This is a genomic window from Synergistales bacterium (assembly GCA_021736445.1).
In the GTDB taxonomy this organism is placed as follows: Bacteria; Synergistota; Synergistia; order Synergistales; family Aminiphilaceae; genus JAIPGA01.
Map to the genome: position 1 here is coordinate 17,135 of JAIPGA010000017.1, position 19,980 is coordinate 37,114.

The following is a 19,980-nucleotide window of genomic DNA, read 5'->3' on the forward strand; positions in this document are numbered from 1 at the left end:
CTTTTGCAAGAAACCCTACTATCGGTTATGCTAACCATTGCAGAGTACATTTTCCATCCCCATGATCCGCTGTCACCGATGCGCGCCCTCTTTCCCGAGGAACCCGAATTCGCTTCCTGGAGCAACGTTCAGGCTGCCCGGAACCGGAATGCCGGCCTGTGTTCCGCAGTGCTTGTTCTGCTGACATCCCGCGACAGTGAAGCGGAGATCCTTTTGGAAGTACGTTCGGCAAACCTGCGGCATCACGCCGGCGACGTGGCCTTCCCCGGCGGCAAGCTTGAAGACGGAGATCAAACCATCGCCGACACGGCGCTTCGGGAAACACGGGAGGAAATCGGCATACCGCCGGGAGCGGTGGAACTCTGGGGGACACTCCCGACTGTACGCACCACCGTGGGAAATGTGTTGATATACCCTGTAGTAGGTGCGACACGTTCACAGGGAATTGGCCAGATACACCTCAACCACAATGAGGTGGAACATCTGCTGATCCTTCCTCTGTGCAGGCTGTTCAGGCATTCTCCCCCGGTGCGGGAACCGCTTCCGCCCGGACGGGGGGATGCAGAGGGAACGCGCCCGGTATACCCACTTCCAGACGGATACACCCTCTGGGGGGCAAGCGCCCGTATTGTTTATTCGTTGCACCAAAAGATTGTGACAGGAGAACAAAGCTGATATGGCACTACTTGGGGCACACGTTTCGGCAGCCGGTGGTTTGCCGAAGGTTTTCAGCCGGGCCGAAGATGTTGGCGCCGAGGCATTGCAGCTTTTTACAAAAAACCAATTGCAGTGGCACGCCTCGCCCCCTTCCCTCTCCGACTGTCAACGCTTCTTCGCTGCTTGGCGGGAGAGCTCGATCAGGCAGGTTATCGCCCATGCCTCCTATCTCATCAACCTTGCCGCTCCCGGGCCTGTCTGGGAGAAGAGCGTTCAGGCTTTGGTAGGGGAGATAGAGCGCTGTGATCTCCTGGGGATCGACTACCTGGTGCTCCATCCGGGGAGCCACAAAGGGACAGGTGAAGAGAAGGGGCTGGCGCTGCTTTCGCGGGGGCTGGAACGGGCATTGGAACAGTCCGATATGACCCATGTACGGGTACTTTTGGAGACCATGGCAGGCCAAGGCAGTGTACTGGGAGCTTCTTTCCATCATTTTAGCAAAATATTACAGCACCTCCCCTTGAACGACCGGATCGGATTCTGCCTCGATACCTGCCACATGTTCGCCGCCGGATACGAATTCCGCTTCCCGGGAAGCTACGAACACCTGATGCAGCTTGTGGAAAAGACCATAGGCTGTCAAAATGTGTATTGCATTCACTTCAATGACAGCAAGGAAGAGAAAGGTTCGAAACGGGACCGACACGAACACATCGGTGACGGGAAATTAGGCATCCAACCCTTTAGCCTGTTTATCAGCGATCCGCGATGGGAGAACACACCCTGCCTGCTGGAAACCCCAAAGGAACGGAAAAGCGACAGCGAGAATCTTGCTCTGTTACGGAAACTGCGAGGCAGTTGAATTCGCGTATCCGACGGTGTGACGGTTCGGTACGCAAGGTAACCTCAAGGAGGGAGAGCGTATGAATCCTGTGCTCCATATATTCCCCGAACGACTACGGGAGAATGTTCATGCTGTGGCAGAACGATGCCGCAACAACGGCATCAGCGTGGTGGGGGTAACAAAGGGTACCTGTGCACATCCTGCCGTCGCAAGAGTGATGGCGGACAGTGGCTGTACGTGGCTTGCCGACAGCAGAGTACAGAATCTGGAACGCCTTCATGCCGCCGGATTGGATTGCCCTGTTCTGCTGCTTCGCATACCGATGCCCTCTGAGATTCCTACAATGCTCGATCAGGCATCAGCCGCGCTTGTATCCATGCCGGAGACCATCAGCATGATCGAAAAGGAATGTGCGGAACGCCGGCGTGCATTCCAGATTATTGTCATGGTTGACATTGGTGATCTGCGAGAGGGCATCTGGCCTGATGAAGCGGAACAGATCGCCGAACGCATCGCCGCATCTCCCCATGTTCGCTGCCTCGGCGTGGGCGCGAATTTTGGTTGTTTCGGTGGTGTGCTCCCCACCCGGGACAATATGACCACCCTTGTGGATACAGCACTGGAAATCGAGCGACATCTCCCCTACAGATTGGAGATCCTTTCGGGAGGCGCCACATCTTCCCTGCAGCTTCTCGAAAAAGGCGAACTCCACCCTCGGATCAACCAGTTGCGCATCGGGGAAGCAATGCTGCTGGGAAGCGATGTCACCAGGATGCGTACGATTCCCTACCTGAGGTCCGACGTCTTCCTTCTCCAGGCTGAGGTTGTAGAGGTGCGAAGAAAACCGAGTATTCCAATCGGAGAAATCGGCGCAGATGCCTTTGGGCATGTCCCGCATTTCGAGGACCGAGGGACGCGCCTGAGAGCCATCGTGGGCATAGGCCGTCAGGATGTGGTGCCTGAAGATCTTACCCCTGTCGATGACGGGGTCTCCATCCTGGGAGCCTCCAGCGATCACCTGACGCTGGATGTAGAAGATATGGGTGTGGCGCCTCAGGTTGGCGACACACTGGACTTTACAATGGACTATGGGGCGCTGCTGGCGCTCAGCACATCCTCATACGTCAAGAAGACAGTCCATTCCGACTAGATTACAGGAGTTAATTCGCAGCTGATGGAAGAACTTCAAACTTTTTTTTCTTTCCTAAGATGGCAAGACATAGTTGACATCCTTGTTATTAGTTTTGTTTTTTACAAGCTTTTTCTTTTGCTTGCCGATACCAGGGCAATGCAACTTGTAAAAGGCTTGCTGATGCTGGGATGCGCTGCTGCCATTGCCAATTTTTTTCAGCTGCAAGCACTGCTATGGCTGTTTAGCAAGTTGTTTAGCGTTGTATTCATTACCATTCCAATTATTTTCTACCCAGAACTGCGGCGTATGCTTGAAGAACTGGGGCGCGGGACGCTCCTCCAAAGGGTTCGGGAGCGGGAACATGCAGACAAACTGGCTGAGGAGGTTACCCGAGCACTTCTCTATCTGCAGTCCAGGCGTATCGGGGCCCTGCTTGTTCTCCAGAGACGTACGGGACTCAAGGACGTCTGGCGTCCGGCAGTGAAACTGCAGTCACATATCACACAGGAGCTGCTTATCTCGATCTTTTGGCCCGACAATCCGTTACACGATGGAGCGGTGATCCTTGACAGGGAGCAGATCATTGCGGCTGCATGCTATCTGCCTCTTACAGAAAAGAGTCTCGCACGCTGGTACGGGACACGCCATCGCGCAGCGCTGGGGATCACGGAGAATTCCGACGCCATCTCTCTGGTTGTCTCGGAAGAACGCGGCGAGATCACACTTGCGGTCAATGGGGTTCTCTCCCGTGGATTGAAGGACAGACAGGTGCGCAGATTGCTCTTGCACTATTTCCAGGGAAAGGTGGAAGAACAAGGCACCTTTGAGCGGTTGCGTGATGAGTTCCGCAACGTTTGGCGTGGAGGAAACGACGATGAAAATGCTTGATCAGTTTGACGCGCTTCTGCGCTCCAAGCTTTTTTTGCGGGTGCTTGCCGTTTTTCTGGCATTTTTCGTCTGGTTCTACGCCGCAGGGGACCGCAATCTGACAACAGTCAAGTCGCTGAAGGTACCATTGGAGTACCATAACCTCAAAAGCGGATTGAGCATCTCCAGCAGGGAAAGTGCGGTACAGATTCAGGTGAGGGGACTGCGTCAGCGGCTGGGGCGTTTCGATCCCGGTCAGTTCGCCTGTGTGGTCGATCTTCAGGGGCTTGATCGGGGGATCTACACGCTTCCAGTGGATGCTCCCCTGCCGGCCGGGATAGAGCTTGTCAGTGTGAGCCCTTCGTACATCAAGGTGCAGCTTTCGGAAATCATAGAAAAAAATGTTCCGATTGAGATTGAATACCCCAAGAATCTTCCGGAAACGATCATTGTTACCAAGGAAGAATTAAAGAAAACGGAAGCTACGATCCGTGGCCCCGCGGGGACTGTGGAGAAGATTCCCTATGTCTTTGTCGCACCGGATATTGAGCAACTCTCCGCGACAACGGATCCGCAACAACTGGTGCTCCCCCTGCAGATTCCTGTAACAGCATCCAGTGCGACGCAGCTCTCTATTCAGCCCAGGGAGGTAGAGCTGAACGTACAGGTCAAAAAGCGGCTTCCCGTCAGGACGGTTCCCCTCAGGGTGGACGTGCAGGGCGACCCGGCGGATGACTACAGAGTCAAGACAGTCGTGATCGCTCCAGCCGAGGTCACTCTGTCAGGACCGCCTGAGCACTTGGAACAACTGGAATCTCTTTCTCTTGATCCGGTTACGATCGAGAGCTTGGATCACAACAGAACGCTACACCGCGTGATTCCGGTCCCCGAGGAAGGCGTGCGTATCGTCGACGCTCCCCGGGAAGCTACGGTAACGGTTGAACTCGCTCCCGTTACGGAAACGCGACTCTATGCACATGTCCGGGTACAGCCAAGGGGGAAGGGTGTCTATCCCCACTGGACGTTCTCGCCGGAGAGGGTCGATGTGGTGCTGCAGGGACGACCGTCGGAATTGGATCGGGTCAAGGACGTCGCAGCATTCGTCGACATTACCAATCTGGTTTCCCGGGTCATCACCGTTCCGGTACATGCCAAAGCAGGCGGAGCCTCGGTGGATGTGCAGGAGATTATGCCCGCGACTGTCACGGCGTATGCAGATGTGAAGTAACCTGAAAAGACCAAGGAAGGAGGTGTAGGCATGCCCGGAACAGAAAAAATCCGCTGTCTCTTTGGCACCGACGGTGTCCGAGACCTCGCCAACAGGGGGGTTATGATCCCGGAAATGGCGCTGCGGTTAGCCAGAGCCTACGTGTGGTGGTTGATCAGAAACGGTCACAGCCGCCCTACGATTATTGTGGGGCGCGATACGAGGCGTTCGGGTGGAATGCTGGAGGCTGCGATTGTCACGGGTCTGACCTCTTCGGGGGCAGAGGTGAAGACCATCGGCGTCATCCCCACACCCGGCGTCAGCTGCGCTATACTCAGAACCTGCGCCGACGGTGGTGTGGTGCTGAGCGCCTCCCATAACCCTGCGGAATATAACGGGATCAAGTTTTTTGACGCCAGCGGTTCAAAGCTGACCGATGACGCAGAAAGCGAGATCGAGGAATTTCTGGAGGATACGCTCCTGGACGACTGGCGGCCCACAGGAGCATCCATAGGCGGAGTGGAGTATGCGCAACCATTACGCAATCTCTACATTGATATGCTGGCGGCGGAAGCGGAGCGCCTGGGGGATTTCCAGGGGCGTTTTGCTGTAGATACCGCTCATGGTGCCGCCACAGCCATAATGGAAGAGGTGGTCCACCGGGCAGGGTGGGATGCCCAAATGCTTGGCAACGCGCCAAATGGTCTGAACATCAATGAAGGAACCGGTGTGATGAACCTTCACCACCTCCAGCAGTACGTTGTTGAACAGGAGCTGGATTTTGGATATGCCTTTGACGGGGATGCCGACCGCGTTCTTTTCGTGGACAGGCAGGGGCGCGTGATCGATGGAGACATCATGCTCTGGGTGATGGCCCGGTGGATGAAACGACAGAGCGGCAAGGGCGTTGTGGCAACCGTGATGAGCAATATGGCTCTGGAGGAACATCTCGGGCACGAAGGGATCACCCTGACCCGATGCCCTGTAGGAGATCGGTACGTGCTCGCCCAGATGCGGAATACTGAGGCCGCCGTAGGCGGGGAACAGTCAGGGCACATCATCGTCCGGGACTACACCACCACCGGGGACGGCCCCAACACGGCGATTCTCTTTATGCGGGCCTGCCGAGAGTTGGGGGAGGAGATCGATACGCTGGTTGATCGGTTCCACAGATATCCCCAAACCCTGCACAATATATCCGTGGCGGACAAGGCCGTCATGCTTGGCCATCCCAGGTTGAAGGAGGTCACCTCTTCGCTGGAATCCATGATGAACGGGAGGGGCCGTATCCTGATTCGCCCCTCGGGCACGGAACCTTTGGTCCGGGTTCTTGTGGAAGCCAGAGAACGGGGTCTCCTGGAGCAGTCATGCCGGGAACTGCTCTCGGTCATTGAAGAGATTAATCAAACAACAGCTGTTCAGTAAATATAAGGGGGTAATAATATGAATAAATCCAAAAATATCAATACATGCCTCTTTCCCGTTGCCGGATTGGGGACACGCTTTCTACCGGCCACCAAGGAAACCCCCAAAGAGATGCTCCCTCTTATCGATCGACCACTCATACACTACGGAGTGGATGAGGCGGTGGATGCGGGGTGCTCCGATATCGTCTTCGTCACCGGGCGCGGGAAGCGCTCGATTGAGGACTACTTCGACAGATCCTGTGAGCTGGAAGATCTTCTGGAACAGCGCGGCAAGTCGGAAATGCGGGATATGGTCCGCAACATCTCGCAATTGGCGCGTTTTGCCTACGTCAGGCAGAGCGAACCTCTCGGACTCGGGCACGCTGTATTATGCGGCGCACCGATCTGCCAAAACGCCCCTTTCGGCGTGATTCTTCCCGACGACGTCATGAAAGCCAGCCCCTCCGTCCTCGGACAGCTTATCAATGTCCACAGGACCCGCGGGGGATCGGTCATCGCGCTTGAAGAGGTGCCCGCAGAGAGCACCTCCAGATACGGGATCATTGCGGGGGAAGAAGTGGAGAACGATGTCTTCAAGATACACGATATGGTGGAAAAACCCGATCCCAGCGAAGCACCCAGCAACCTTGCCATCATGGGACGATACATACTCTCTCCCACAATCTTCGAGGAGCTGCGTGGGCTTACCCCGGGTTCCGGAGGGGAGCTGCAGCTTACGGACGCCGTCAAATCCCTGATGAAACGGGAACCGGTGTGGGGTTACATCTACAAGGGAACCAGGCTGGATTGCGGCACAAAAAGCGGCTGGCTCCGGGCAACAACAATGATGGCTCTTGAAGACCCCGAACTGCGATCTATCATACTCGAAGTGCTTCGGGAACAGGTCGGCGAGAACACACTACTCAACGGGTAACCTGTCGTCCAGATGGGAGGGGAGAGGGTATAATAGGGAAAAGAGAGGTGATGCGACGACCCAACCAGTATGCACAGCAGAAGCGGATAAGGGAAGCGCCAGGGCCCGCAAGGGTTGACGAGGATGGAGGAGAATCGATGATCGGCGGATGCCTCCAGGGGTGCAGGAATCCCAAAAGCAGCAGAACAAAACCTCTAGGCAACTAGAGGGACAAAATCTTCTGCATCCTGCGTTGTTTTGACAAAAGAAAGGATTACAGCAATGTGCGGAATCGTTGGATACATCGGGGAACGCAAAGCCGCAGATATAATACTTGATGGTTTGAAAAGGCTGGAATATCGCGGCTACGACTCTGCAGGGATGTCCATCATAGAAAATGGTGAGAGCCATCTCATCAAGAATGTAGGGAAGGTTGCAGACCTGGAAGAGATCGCTCTTCGCAAGGGGTATGCAGGAACAACGGGGATCGGGCACACCCGCTGGGCAACCCACGGTGGCGTGACGGTGGAGAACGCCCACCCCCACGCCGACGAATCCCGGCGTATTGTGCTTGTCCACAATGGGATCATCGAGAATTTCAACGAGATCAAAGATAGCCTGGAACAGGAGGGCGTGCGTTTTGTTTCCCAGACCGACACTGAGGTGATTGTCCAGCTTCTTGCAATGATGCGCCAGGAAACCTCGACAATGTTCGAAGCGCTGCAAGCCCTGAAAAAACGGCTGCGTGGCTCCTACGCCCTGGTGATCATCGACCAGGAGGATCCTGAAGTACTGTACTGTATACGGAAAGGCTCGCCTCTGGTGCTGGGAGTCGGTGAAAACGAAGCCTTCTGCGCTTCCGATGTCCCTGCGTTTCTGCCCTACACCTCGAAGGTGATCTATCTCAATGACGGCGACATCGCCGCTGTCTGGAAAGATGGCCATGTCCTGTGGAGCGAGGAAGGGACCCAGTTTCAAGGGGAGATTTCCACTATCGAATGGGACGTCTCCATGGCGGAGAAGGAAGGCTATCCCCATTACATGTTGAAGGAGATCAACGAACAGGGGGCCGTACTGCGGGCAACCCTCAAAGACAGGATCAGATCCAAGCGGGTTGAGCTTGATGAGGAGCTGGTACTACCGGACAACAGGGTGGTCAACTGGAAGAAACTGCATATTGTGGCCTGTGGGACCTCCTACTACGCCGCCATGGTCGCCGCGTCATTCTTTGAACGATGGACCGACCTCGATGTGCGGGTGGACATTGCATCGGAGTATCGGTACAGGGCACTGCGGAATTCCCCCGAAACCCTGGCGGTCTTCGTCTCGCAGTCCGGGGAGACAGCGGACACCCTGGCGGCGCAGAGAAAGGCGCGACAGGAAGGAGCGCACTGTGTGGCGATCACCAATGTGCGCGGATCTACCCTGGCCCGCGAGGTGCACAACGTGCTTTTGCTCCGGGCCGGCCCCGAAATCGGCGTGGCAGCCACAAAGACGTTCACCGGGCAGCTTGCGGCGCTCTATCTCCTTGTTCTCGCCCTGGGGAAAAAACGAGGGACATTGCCCGAAGCGGAAGAGGAACGCCTGGTGGAGGAACTCCTGCAGCTTCCCTATAAGGTGGAAACGGTACTCGAGCGGGACGGAAGCATCGAAGCCCTCTCCAGACGGTTTGCCGGATGTGACACCTTTCTCTATTTGGGCCGCGGATTCTCCTTCCCGATTGCACTGGAAGGAGCTCTGAAACTCAAAGAGATCTCCTACATCCACGCAGAGGGCTACGCAGCAGGCGAAATGAAGCATGGCCCCATTGCCCTGCTCGAACCAAATGTTCCAGTCGTGGCGATTGTTCCGCGGGACAGCCTCTACGAAAAAATGCTATCGAACATTCAAGAGGTAAAAGCACGGAACGCGCCTGTTATCGCGGTATGTAACGACAACGACACACTCATCGAGCAGTACACCCACAATCTGATTCGCATCCCCTGGACCGACGAAGCCTTCGCCCCCTTTCTGACAGTCCTTCCGCTGCAGATCTTCGCCTATCAGGTTGCGCTCCTCCGGGGATGTGAGATCGATCAACCCCGCAACCTCGCCAAGAGCGTCACCGTAGAGTAGAATCTCGGCGGGTTGCTGGAAAAGAAAAACAGACGGCGCAGAGACAGGGAGATGACACGTATCTCCCTGTCTCTTTTTTGCTATGGAACAAGGGGTTCGACTACCGAGGGAACGTAAAGCCGCAGATGGGTTATGTCACTGAGGGCGGTGTCGTGACGACCGCTGAACACCGGCAGGGGTTTCCAGGGGCCGAAGACTGTCCTGCACAGGACAAGGCTCCGTCTCCCGTAGGTGGCCCAGAGGTTCCACAGTTGTTCGCCATCCCCAGGACCGGATACAAACCGTCCGCTGAAGAGCGGAGTGCTCCCAACGAGGGAATCTCGCATATGTGTGCCGACAACCAGCCACTGCGTTAAGCGCCACAGGGAAGCCATCTCGGGGGAAGAGGCAGCGTGTGCCAGGGGAATGACCTGGAATCCCCCCACAGATCCCTGCGGTGAGGTGCTGACACAGATCACTCCAGGATGATTGGCTCTGAGTCGTCCCGGTACCTGATAGCGGCTGCCGCCGAAACGGCCGACACCACCAACAGGCCTCACGACACGAGCGATAACGGCTGTGCCCGACGCATCCCTGCAGATGACCCGCCCGCCCGGCCAGTTTTCGATATCCACAAACCCAAAGGAGGGAGACTCGGGAACGGCTATCTCCAGGGCAACCGCGTCGACAAGCTGGCTGATGCTGTACAGGGGCTCCTTTGTGCCATCTGCGAATCTGCAGTGGACAGGGACACCAACAGGGGGGGCCCAGGCGCCAAATACCCCATGCCCCCCCTTTCCTTCAATAACAACGGAGGAGCTCTGTCCGGCGGCCGGCGCGAAGCTTTCCGCGGGAAGGATACTGAGGATTTGCCCGCGCTGGGATCTCCTGCGCGCGAGAAGATGGATGGCATTGACGGCAGTCGCCGCCACATGCCCAGGCTTCCCCCATTTCGAAGCAGTGAAGGCGGGCCATTTCATGGTTTCCGGCACACGAACCACATTGCCTAAGGGGAATACGGCGCCGTCGGCCATGGCAACGGTCACCCCAGCACCCTCCTGAAGGGGGATTGAAATCGTGTAGAGCAGCGTATCCTCAGGAATGCGATCGGCGTCTCCCCCCCGAGCGTGTACGGCGGTAGAGAAAGAGAGCAAGAGGGGGACAAGGAGAGCAAGCAGAAAAATAAATTTTTTACCTAATTTGATATTACAAAAATCAATAAGCATAAATAAAATCACTTCACCTTTTCTCCAAGGACCCGTTTCACCTTTTCCCGCACCACCTCGGGGTGAAAGGGCTTCACGATAAACTCCTTGGCCCCCCACTGCAAGGCCTGGAGCAACCTGGGCTTGTCGCCGTGGCTGGTAATGACGATAATCGGCAGATTGCTGAAGAATTTGTTTTTGCGGATACGTTCCATCAGGGAAAACCCATCCATTCCCGGCATCAGCAAGTCGAGCAGCACTAACGCGGGGGCCGACGACTGGATCTTGCGCAGCGCCTCCTGCCCATCCTCGGCCTCCCGAACAGAGTACCCCTCCTGTTCCAGCAGATGACGAAGACCTTTCCGGATTACCGAGGCGTCATCGACAATAAGGATATCCTCGTTCCCTTTGTGACGGGAACCCTTCGCAGATTCCTTTGCTTTCCCCGCAGCCTCTTCCCGTTGTCCCGGAGACCCACCGCCCTGCTGGTGGCCCTCCGGGACATTCAGGGCTGTCAGGATCTGCCCTTCCTGAGGAGGGAAGGCAAGGACGTCTTCGCAACCGAGGACCCTGGCCTTCATCCTGAGACGGATATTTTGCCAATCCTCGGAGAGTGCTATGAACTCCGTGTGGGAAAAGGAATCGTTTTTCTTGATTTCCTGGAGCACCTGTTCGGTGCTCTTCTTTTCGATTTGACTCCAATGGAACAACAGCGCACCGGCGGGGTGCTTGACGGTATGGACCTCGGAAAAAAGCGCGTTGAGGTCATCCCATTCCTTCACCTGGAAACCCGATTTTTTGAGTATATTTGACAAATACATCCTTGATTTTTTGTCAGAAATAGCAATTATTATTTGTTGATTGAAGTTCAGGGTAATCCTCCTATTCTTTATGTCAGCACGGGCACTCACAAAGGGAAAAACCAGATCGCCCACAGGTTTCCCAGGCCATGATACAGTATAGCAGGTGTCACGGTATCGTAACGTTCCCGCAGGATGCCCATCACAAGTCCCGGGAAAAAGGTTGCCAGGTAGATGTATTCAGGATGAAAGAAGAGATGGGTAATGGCAAAAAGAAGGGCAACCAGGGGCACGCGTGCCACAGCCGGACAGAGGGGTCGTAGAATGCTTTGCAGCCATCCTCTGAAGAACACCTCTTCTATGCAGGCTGCGGTCACCCCGGCCAGTGCGAACATGCACACCGAGCCCAGGGGGACCGATCTGGGGAGGGACAGGCCGGGCCAATGCAATGCAACCACTGTCAGTGGAATCAGTGTCCCTACGGTCCAATAGAGCACCTCCACTGCCATTGCGCGCGACCACATCAGTCTGAGCCCATACCTACCTGGAGATTTCCTTCGGAAAAAGCACCATAAGTAAGGTCCATAAAGCATTACAGCCGCTACAACGAATTCTTTCATGGAAACCTCCGGCAAATATGATGGTACGCGGATCCACCTTGCAACCGTACTCCCCTGGATCATCTAATGGATTCGGTCTGCAGGGTGCGCACGAGGATCCGCCGTTGCCGCCGTACCTGCAGCAGATCCCCTGCTTGCCCAAAGGGAGTGTGGATGTTCATGGCTGTACCCATAGCGGTCCTGGCTGGGGAGCGAGGGCCTAACGGATCACGCCCGGCCAGGTTTTTCTCCAAAGAAAGCGCTCAGGGAATCATTACAGGAATTGTCGAAAAATACAAGGGGAAGAGGGAAAGGCCCGTGGCGGCACAAAACGGAAAAGCAGTAATGCCAAACGTCCTTTGATGTCACATCATTTCAGGACAATGAGGAACATCACACCGTGGGCGTCGTTGCGGATGGTGATTCCCTACTCTGCTGGGCGGTCAGGCTTCTCCGTGGAACGGAGGCAGGAGCGTATCCATATCAGGAGAATACCTGGAATCAATGGCGCTGTTGCAACCCAAAGCGGAGCATGTCTGGAAAGCATGACAGCTGCCGCTATCAGTATACAAAAGTAGTGGCCCCAGAAAAGCGCATGAGAAAGCGCGCTTCTATTCCTGGCCCGATACCACATACCCGCTACTGAGGCGGTCCCACAAAAGACGAGCACCAGGCAAAGACTGATGTAAACGCCATGCAGAGGCACTATTGCCTTTAGTGCATGTTCCAGTATTTGCATTGATCGCATGTTCCGTACATATAAATCTCTACCTGAGTGACGTCGTACCGACAATCGGCGGCAAGTTGAGCCATTGTTTCGTGGGAACTGGGAACATCAAAGACCTTTCCGCATCGAGTGCAGCGGAAATGAGCATGAGGGGCGGTATTGGGATCAAGAAGGATCCTCTTTTTGTCGATCGTCAGAATCTTGATGAGATTGTTGCGTTCCAACAGCTGCGCCGTTCCATAGATTGTCGCGAAGGAAATAGTAGGGAATTCCTCCTGCAGCTCTTGGTAGATCTCTTCGGCTGAAGGATGATCTGTTCTCTTTTCCAGACGTCTGAGTATGGCAACCCTCTGGGCCGTAATCTTGGCTCCCTGTTGCTTGAGGTGCCGGACACTCTCTTCCAAGCTCCACATGACGCTTCCTCCTCAGAATTCCTGTTACGTGCCGGGTTTCTGTAATGATTAATAATAACCGCAGAAACAGCGGCTTGGCAAGCCTCAAATGGCCTCAGAAGGGTGCGATTGATAACTGCTGCAGAGAAAGGCTGCAAGAGGGAGAGGATTCAGCATCTCAACAGGCCGTTTTCGGGTGTTCACAACCGTTGCAGTCCGGGGTTGGACCGGCAGATGAAGCCCTTCAATCCGTGGATCGAGGCTCGCGGGTGGAGGTTGACAGCAGGCTATACTTCGTCAATAATGTTCAACGCTATGCTGGGGTGTAGCCAAGGTTGGCAAGGCAGGGGACTTTGGATCCTCGATCGCTGGTTCGAATCCAGCCACCCCAGCCAGGCTTGCATTTCTGATGTTATATCGAAAAAACGAGGCTGCGTGTTGGAAACGCATCGGGAACGTCAGGTTCTAGCAAGTGCCCAGGCCCATGCAGTGAAGGGCCTTTTTTTGTTGGCCTTCCGTTGCACACATATAGAGCGATATCCGGTAAGGAGGGAGAGGAGTGGGGCACCCAACGATTTGCGCCCTGATCTTAGCAGCAGGTCAGGGGAAACGAATGCGGAGTTCCCTTCCTAAGGTACTCCAGCCGCTTCTCTGCGAACCATTGATAAGTTATCCTGTACAGGCGGTCCGGGAAGCAGGGATTACAGATACGGCGGTGGTCGTAGGACACGGCGGCACCCAGGTTGACGCATATCTCAAGCGGCAGTGGCCTGACACCACCGTGTTATGGCAAACAGAACAAAATGGTACGGGACATGCCGTGCAGGTGACGGCCGACTGGTGGAAGCAATATGACTACGTCATTGTTATTCCAGGGGACGTCCCACTGATTCCGACTCGTCTCTTCAGAGCTATAGGCAATAAGCTCGGCAAGGGCAGTGAAGCCGTACTGGTAACAATGAACCAGGAGGATCCAGCGGGATATGGACGCATACTCCGGAACGGGGGCAGGCTTGCAGTCGTTGAGGAAGCAGACGCCACCGACCGACAGCGCTGCATTACGGAGGTCAACAGCGGCGTGTATGCATTCCGCAGTGACATCCTCTCCCAAGCACTGGAAACCCTGGACAGCGACAACAACCAAAAGGAATACTACTTGCCTGATGTCCTCCGCTATTTCAATGAATACCGTTATGAGATAGCACCTCTTCTCTGGGAGAACCCGACAGAACTTCTTGGCGTCAATTCGCCTCGGCAGTTAACCGAACTCCATGCCGTCGCCCGCGAAGGCATCAACCGAAGACATATCGAGAACGCTGTCAAGATTCTCTCGCCTGATACCACCTGGATAGGACCCCGAGTGCATCTCGAACCGGATGTCACCCTGATGCCTGATGTACAGCTCTGGGGAACAACCCGGGTAGGACAGGGGACGGTGATCGGAAAGGGGACAATACTCGAGGACGCCCAGATTGGACAAAACTGCAGAACCGTGGCGTATGTATATATCAAAGCAAGTCGGATTGAAGCCAATTCTGCTGTGGGTCCCTTCGCCTATATACGAGATGGTGCCGTCCTGGAAGAAGGGGCCTTCGCCGGCAAATTCGTGGAGATCAAAAAAAGCAGGATGGGACCGGGAAGCAAGGTGCCCCATCTCTCCTATATCGGTGACGCAACGATAGGCGAAAACACGAATATCGGTGCCGGAACGATCACCTGCAACTACGATGGCGATTCGAAACATACAACAACAATCGGAAAGGACTGCTTTGTCGGGAGTGATACCATGTTTGTGGCTCCCGTTACAATGCATGACGGTGCCGTCACCGGGGCAGGTTCCGTTATCACCCACGATGTCCCCGAGCACTCCCTTGCCGTTTCTCGGGCGCGACAGCGCGTGATCGAAGACTGGGTTCTCCGGAAGAAACAGCGCAAGGAGGAAGAGGGAGGAGGAAAGTAGGATGGTGTCACGGCTCCGAGAGCTGAAAGTATTCTCTGGTTCGGCAAACCTTGACTTTGCCCAGGAGGTTGCCGAACACCTGCGCGTACCCCTGGCCGCATCCAAGCGGTTCCGATTCTCCGATGGCGAAATCGGCGTCTCCGTCGAAGAAAGTGTACGGGGTGCCGATGTCTTTGTGGTGCAATCGACTTGCCATCCGGTCAATGAAACCCTCATGGAATTGCTGATCATGCTTGATGCGCTCGTTCGGGCTTCTGCCTACCGGGTCAATGTGGTTACCCCGTACTTTGGATATGCACGGCAGGACAGGAAGACAAAAGCTAGAGAACCGGTGACGGCAAAACTGGTCGCCAACCTTATCCAGAAGGCCGGGGCAGACAGGGTGATCGCTGCAGACCTCCATGCCGGACAGATTCAGGGCTTCTTCGATATCCCTGTTGATCATCTCACAGGGGTAAATCTGCTGGCCCAGTATTTTGAAGAGAAACTCAAGGAAGCCATCCAGCAGGAGCGCGTTGTCGTGGTCTCTCCGGATATCGGGGGCGTCGTCCGGGCGCGCCACTTTGCCGTACAATTGCGGAACGCCGATCTTGCTGTGGTCGACAAACGGCGCTCCCATCAACAGGTGAACCAATGTGAGGTTATGGAGATCATCGGCAACGTGGACGGAAAAGAGGTTATCCTGGTTGACGATATCATCGATACGGCCGGAACCATGGTGAAAGCCGCAGAGGCGTTGAAGGACCGGGGAGCAACGGCGGTCTATGCCTGCGCAACCCATGCAGTGCTGTCGGGGCCTGCGATAGAAAGGTTGCGGGAGTCTTCTATAGAGGAGGTTGTATTAACAAATACGATCCCATTGTCTGAAGAAAAACGATTGGAAAAAATTACAGGATTGTCCATTGCCCCGCTTGTAGCGGAAGCAATCAGCAGAATCCACTCCGATCATTCGGTAAGCATTCTGTTCCGCTAGGGACTAATGGACAGATGAAAAGCAGCCGGAGGGAGGATGTACCATGTCAAACTTTATACCGATAACCTTTGCAGAGAGACCCACGGAACAGACGAAAGGCACCAACCGCAGATTGAGACAGGAAGGGCGGCTTCCGGGGGTTTTCTATGGACCCGAGTTCCAGGGAAGTTCACCTATTACCGTAGATGCCCATGAACTGTTACGGCACATCAGGCACTCCCATTGGGAAACCCTGCGCATTGAAGCGCAGCTTCCCGACGGAAGCAAGCAAATGGCCCTTATCAGGGACCTGCAGCGTGACCCGATCACCGATGAGGTCCTGCATGTCGATTTCTACCAGATGGTGGCGGGTCATAAGATCGATGTGACGGTTCCCATAGAGATCACCGGTCGGGAGGAGTGTGTAGGTATCAAGGAGGGGGGCGTGTTTGAAGAGGTAGAACACGAAATTCAGATCCATGTCCTTCCCAAAGACATCCCCGATGCGATCATCCTTGACGTCCGTAATCTGTCGAAGGGGAGTGTGGTGCACGCCCAGGACTGCGCTATCCCCGAGCATGCCGAACTCGTAACGGACCCCCAGGAGGTCATCATGATGGTCACCGAGCCGAGGCAAACGATTGAAGAGGAAGAACTCGAGGTCTCCGAGGAAACGGAAGAAGAAATGGAAGTAGAGGTAGTCCAGAAGGGGAAAGAACGGGAAGAGGAAGAGTAAAGAACCTTGCGGGCGATTATCGGGCTGGGCAATCCAGGCCGGAGGTATGCCAGAACGCGGCATAACGCCGGCTGGATGGTGGTTGACAGAGTGAGCGCCGATCTCCGAGCCGCGCCGGGCCCCCGGGAACGGACGATGCGAATTAAAGAGGCTGTCGGCGTTTCGTCGCAACGGATTCTCTGTGTGAAACCACGTACCTTCATGAATAGAAGCGGCATCGCGGTCGGTCGGCTTGTACGGCATTGGGGGCTGCTCCCTTCCGAGTGCCTGATTGTCTATGACGACATCTCCCTTCCCTTTGGACGGTTACGCATGAGGGAAAAGGGCTCGGCGGGGAGCCACAACGGTATGGCCTCTGTGCTCGAAACGCTGCAGACCCGGGAGGTGCCTCGTTTGCGTGTGGGAATAGGCGCATCGAACCACGTCGAGGGTCTGGCGGAGTATGTCCTCACCCCCTTTTCGCCCGGCGAACGCCGGAAGCTGCCAGAGATATGCAGTGCCGCCGCAGAGGTAGCCCAGCTGTGGACTGACGGAGCAACCGATCAGGCAATAGCAAAAGCAAGCGAATTTGTCCTCACGATGTAACGCGGAGGCAGAGAAGCTGCGATTCTGTGTCTGCCCGGAGTGGCGGGATATCCCGCCACTTTCTTTTTATGAGGAAGGATTGAATGTGGATTTTCCTGTACCGCAAAACGATCTTTTCAAGGTAGATACCAAGGATTGGTTAAGGGGCATGACTTTGTCGTGCGCCGTCGACGGCTCCGCCTGGTCATGGATTGCACGCTCCTTTCCAAAACAAGAGGACCATACCGTTGCGATACTCCCCAATCTCAAACAGTGTTCTGAGTTTGTCGGCGATCTTCGGACCTTGACTGGCAAAGATTGTCTCATGTTGCATGAGCTTCCTCTGGTTGAAGAGAAATCGGGGGATCGTTCGCTGTGGATACAGCGCGGGGAATGCGTGAAAGAGTGGATTGATACGGGAGGGATGTTGGCCGCCACACCCGGTGGGATATTGGGACCACTGCAGGAATCCCACAGGTCGATCGCCCTCTCGGCGGGTTCGGTATATCCAAGAGACGCCTTGCTTCAGTGGCTCACGGGTAACGGGTACCACGCTGCCAGTCTGGTTTGGGAACCTGGTCAGTTCGCCGCACGGGGGAGTATTGTGGATCTTTTTGATCCCGTCTGCAAGCATCCCCTCCGCATTGAGTATTACGACGACGAAATAGAAAACCTCCGACTCTACGATACGGAATCCCAGTTGACACATACCCCGTTGCAAGAGATAGAGCTCCACGCCCTGGAGGCTTCCTCGAGAGCAGCACCCCTCTCTTTGCTCGATTATATTCCGGACACGGCCCGCTTCCTGTTCTATGACCCGCAGCGCCTTGAGAACAACGGAGAGAGCTACTACTGGCTCTGGGAAAACCTCAGAGCAAACAACCCCCAGCTTCCCGAGCTCCTGCAGTGGCAGGAGCTGCTGCTGCGTTCGGCTGCATACCCCCGATGCCGCATCGCGAAACAAGCCAATCCGGCTCCCGACACCCCTTCGCTACGTCTCTCCTCTATCCCTGTATTCAAGGGACACTGGCAGGAGATTCGAGCACAGGTGACACAGTGGAAGCAGCAAGGGTTGTCGGTGGTTGTCTATTCCAGGAGTGAGGAAACCTGTATCTGGGCACGTGAGCGTGCCCTGGAAAGCCGGCAAAAGCCGTTAACCAAAGGCTTCCTTGATCAAGAGACGGAACAGGTCTTTCTCAGCGACACGGAACTTATCGGTGTTACACTACAGGAAGCGGACGAACGCTTCTGGTTTGCCCCTCCCCAGGAATGGGGACAGCATCTGACAAGAGGAAGCTGGGTGGTGCACGAGGAGTACGGTGTTGCAAGGTTTCTTGGAACCGAGATGATCGAGGGGCCTCTTGGAGAGCAGGAGTATCTCGTATTGGAGTACGCCGGTAAGAGAAGACTCCTCGCACCGATAACCCAGCTCTACAGGATATCGAGCTACGAGAGCCCCTCGGGAGAGGCGCCAACCCCGGATAATCTGAAAGGCTCGCGTTGGAAAAAAACCTACCAAAAGGCAAGGGAAAAGGCAAAACAGGAAGCGAAGGTTATCGCGAAGATATTCGCGCAAAGGGAAACCACGCAGGGGTACAGATTCCCTGAAAGCGACCAGATTTTCGCACATGTCGAACACAATTTCCCCTACAGCGAGACACGGGACCAACTGCGGGCCATTCGCGATATCGAACAAGACATGGAGCACCCTTCTCCAATGGACCGCCTCATCGTAGGAGATGTGGGGTTCGGGAAAACCGAGGTCGCCTTACGCGCTGCCGTGAAAGCAGCCGAAGCAGGGAAACAGACCGTGTTCCTGGTGCCGACAACCATACTGGCGCAGCAGCACTATGAAACCTTTACCCAAAGACTCTCGGGGGTGCCTCTGCGCGTCTCCGTCCTTTCCCGCTTCGTGTCAACCAGAGACCAGGAAGGGGTATTGCAGGAACTTCGGGAAGGAACCGTGGACATCCTCATCGGCACCCACAGGCTGTTGCAACGGGATCTTTGCTTCCATGATCTGGGGCTTCTGATTGTCGACGAGGAACATCACTTCGGGGTGATGCACAAAGAGAGCCTGAAGGAACGGTACGCTACCGTTGATGTGCTCACGCTTTCGGCAACCCCGATCCCCCGGACATTACATCTCGCCTTAGGTGGGTTCCGTGATATAACCGTTATCAACACCCCGCCGCAACACAGATATCCTGTCATCACCCTGGTGAGCCCCTGGAGAGACGATCTGGTCCAGACGGCGGTCAGGAGGGAGATTGCTCGGGGAGGACAGATCTACTTCGTCCATAATCGCATTCATGACATCGACCGTCAGGCACGCATGCTTCATCTGATGGTACCTGAAGCGGGGATTGCAAGCGTTCACGGGAGAATGAACGAACGGGAGCTGGCCCAGCGCATGCGCGAATTCGCCGATGGAGCCATTGATGTCCTGGTATCGACCACCATAATTGAAAGCGGCCTGGATATGCCGAGAGCAAACACCCTGATTGTAGACAACGCGCACCATATGGGACTGGCTCAGCTCCATCAGCTGCGTGGGAGAGTGGGGCGGAGATCGGAGCAGGCCTTTGCTCTCTTGCTCTATCCTGAAGCAGGTTCTCTCTCTCCAGACGCCGCCGAGCGTCTGGACGCTATCGCAGAACTCTACGGCTTCGGCTCCGGTTACGACATAGCGAGAAGAGACCTGGAAATCCGGGGCGGCGGCGACCTGGTCGGGGTGTCGCAACACGGCCACGGGGAAAGAGTGGGATTTGCCCTGTATTGCAAGATGCTGGAAGAAGAATTGAAAGAACTCAATCAGGATGATTCCCACAAGCGGTGCGAAATGGAGATCACACTGAGATCCGGCATTCCTGCCTGGTATATCCCTCAGGAAAATGTGCGGATCGCGCTCTACAGAAGGCTCTT

At 55.4% G+C, this 19,980-nt stretch carries 17 protein-coding genes and 1 tRNA gene; 14 read left to right on the forward strand and 4 right to left on the reverse strand.

Annotation, left to right across the window (positions count from 1 at the left end; translation table 11 throughout):
• Positions 1 to 3 precede the first annotated feature (3 nt).
• From K9L28_04460 to glmS, 8 genes are all read left to right on the forward strand, one after another.
• Entirely contained in the window at positions 4 to 675 is a 672-nt protein-coding gene (locus K9L28_04460; protein MCF7935573.1) for a CoA pyrophosphatase, read from the forward strand.
• Position 676: 1 nt separating this feature from the next.
• Positions 677 to 1,519, forward strand: a complete 843-nt coding sequence (locus K9L28_04465) for a deoxyribonuclease IV (protein ID MCF7935574.1) — start codon at positions 677 to 679, stop codon at positions 1,517 to 1,519.
• Positions 1,520 to 1,580: 61 nt separating this feature from the next.
• Positions 1,581 to 2,651: an alanine/ornithine racemase family PLP-dependent enzyme gene (locus K9L28_04470; GenBank protein MCF7935575.1), complete on the forward strand. Its 1,071-nt coding sequence runs from the start codon at positions 1,581 to 1,583 to the stop codon at positions 2,649 to 2,651.
• A gap of 24 nt (positions 2,652 to 2,675) precedes the next feature.
• On the forward strand, positions 2,676 to 3,521 hold the full coding sequence (cdaA, locus tag K9L28_04475) for a diadenylate cyclase CdaA (protein MCF7935576.1): 846 nt from the start codon (positions 2,676 to 2,678) through the stop codon (positions 3,519 to 3,521).
• A complete protein-coding gene (locus tag K9L28_04480; GenBank protein ID MCF7935577.1) occupies positions 3,472 to 4,728 on the forward strand; it encodes a hypothetical protein in 1,257 nt (418 codons plus the stop codon). Before cdaA ends, K9L28_04480 begins: the two co-directional genes overlap by 50 nt.
• Before the next feature lie 30 nt (positions 4,729 to 4,758).
• Complete coding sequence (gene glmM, locus K9L28_04485) at positions 4,759 to 6,132, forward strand: phosphoglucosamine mutase (protein MCF7935578.1); 1,374 nt, start codon at positions 4,759 to 4,761, stop codon at positions 6,130 to 6,132.
• 18 nt (positions 6,133 to 6,150) lie between these two features.
• The gene (gene galU / locus K9L28_04490) at positions 6,151 to 7,047 is read left to right on the forward strand and encodes a UTP--glucose-1-phosphate uridylyltransferase GalU (protein ID MCF7935579.1); all 897 of its coding nucleotides are present in this window, start codon (positions 6,151 to 6,153) and stop codon (positions 7,045 to 7,047) included.
• 261 nt (positions 7,048 to 7,308) lie between these two features.
• Positions 7,309 to 9,141: a glutamine--fructose-6-phosphate transaminase (isomerizing) gene (glmS, locus tag K9L28_04495; GenBank protein ID MCF7935580.1), complete on the forward strand. Its 1,833-nt coding sequence runs from the start codon at positions 7,309 to 7,311 to the stop codon at positions 9,139 to 9,141.
• Between the two features lie 80 nt (positions 9,142 to 9,221).
• Here the strand turns inward: glmS and K9L28_04500 are convergent, their stop codons facing one another.
• From K9L28_04500 to K9L28_04515, 4 genes are all read right to left on the reverse strand, one after another.
• Positions 9,222 to 10,358 carry a hypothetical protein gene (locus K9L28_04500; protein ID MCF7935581.1) on the reverse strand — a complete coding sequence of 379 codons (1,137 nt, stop codon included), beginning with the start codon at positions 10,356 to 10,358 and terminating at the stop codon, positions 9,222 to 9,224.
• Positions 10,355 to 11,260: a response regulator gene (locus K9L28_04505; GenBank protein MCF7935582.1), complete on the reverse strand. Its 906-nt coding sequence runs from the start codon at positions 11,258 to 11,260 to the stop codon at positions 10,355 to 10,357. Before K9L28_04505 ends, K9L28_04500 begins: the two co-directional genes overlap by 4 nt.
• On the reverse strand, positions 11,233 to 11,634 hold the full coding sequence (locus K9L28_04510; GenBank protein MCF7935583.1) for a CPBP family intramembrane metalloprotease: 402 nt from the start codon (positions 11,632 to 11,634) through the stop codon (positions 11,233 to 11,235). Before K9L28_04510 ends, K9L28_04505 begins: the two co-directional genes overlap by 28 nt.
• A gap of 804 nt (positions 11,635 to 12,438) precedes the next feature.
• Positions 12,439 to 12,864 carry a transcriptional repressor gene (locus K9L28_04515; GenBank protein ID MCF7935584.1) on the reverse strand — a complete coding sequence of 142 codons (426 nt, stop codon included), beginning with the start codon at positions 12,862 to 12,864 and terminating at the stop codon, positions 12,439 to 12,441.
• A gap of 298 nt (positions 12,865 to 13,162) precedes the next feature.
• On the opposite strand from K9L28_04515, the gene K9L28_04520 reads away from it, so the two are divergent.
• The 6 genes from K9L28_04520 to K9L28_04545 all read left to right on the forward strand — a co-directional run.
• Positions 13,163 to 13,238: transfer RNA gene (locus tag K9L28_04520), tRNA-Gln, on the forward strand.
• A gap of 218 nt (positions 13,239 to 13,456) precedes the next feature.
• Positions 13,457 to 14,803 carry a bifunctional UDP-N-acetylglucosamine diphosphorylase/glucosamine-1-phosphate N-acetyltransferase GlmU gene (gene glmU, locus K9L28_04525; GenBank protein ID MCF7935585.1) on the forward strand — a complete coding sequence of 449 codons (1,347 nt, stop codon included), beginning with the start codon at positions 13,457 to 13,459 and terminating at the stop codon, positions 14,801 to 14,803.
• 1 nt (position 14,804) lies between these two features.
• Entirely contained in the window at positions 14,805 to 15,776 is a 972-nt protein-coding gene (locus tag K9L28_04530) for a ribose-phosphate pyrophosphokinase (protein ID MCF7935586.1), read from the forward strand.
• Positions 15,777 to 15,819: 43 nt separating this feature from the next.
• Positions 15,820 to 16,491 (forward strand): 50S ribosomal protein L25, encoded by a 672-nt coding sequence (locus K9L28_04535; protein MCF7935587.1) that lies wholly within the window; start codon positions 15,820 to 15,822, stop codon positions 16,489 to 16,491.
• A 6-nt stretch (positions 16,492 to 16,497) separates the two neighbouring features.
• Positions 16,498 to 17,076, forward strand: coding sequence for an aminoacyl-tRNA hydrolase (pth, locus tag K9L28_04540; GenBank protein MCF7935588.1), 579 nt, complete (start codon positions 16,498 to 16,500; stop codon positions 17,074 to 17,076).
• Positions 17,077 to 17,155: 79 nt separating this feature from the next.
• On the forward strand, positions 17,156 to 19,980 hold a 2,825-nt coding region (locus K9L28_04545), incomplete at its 3' end, for a DEAD/DEAH box helicase (GenBank protein ID MCF7935589.1).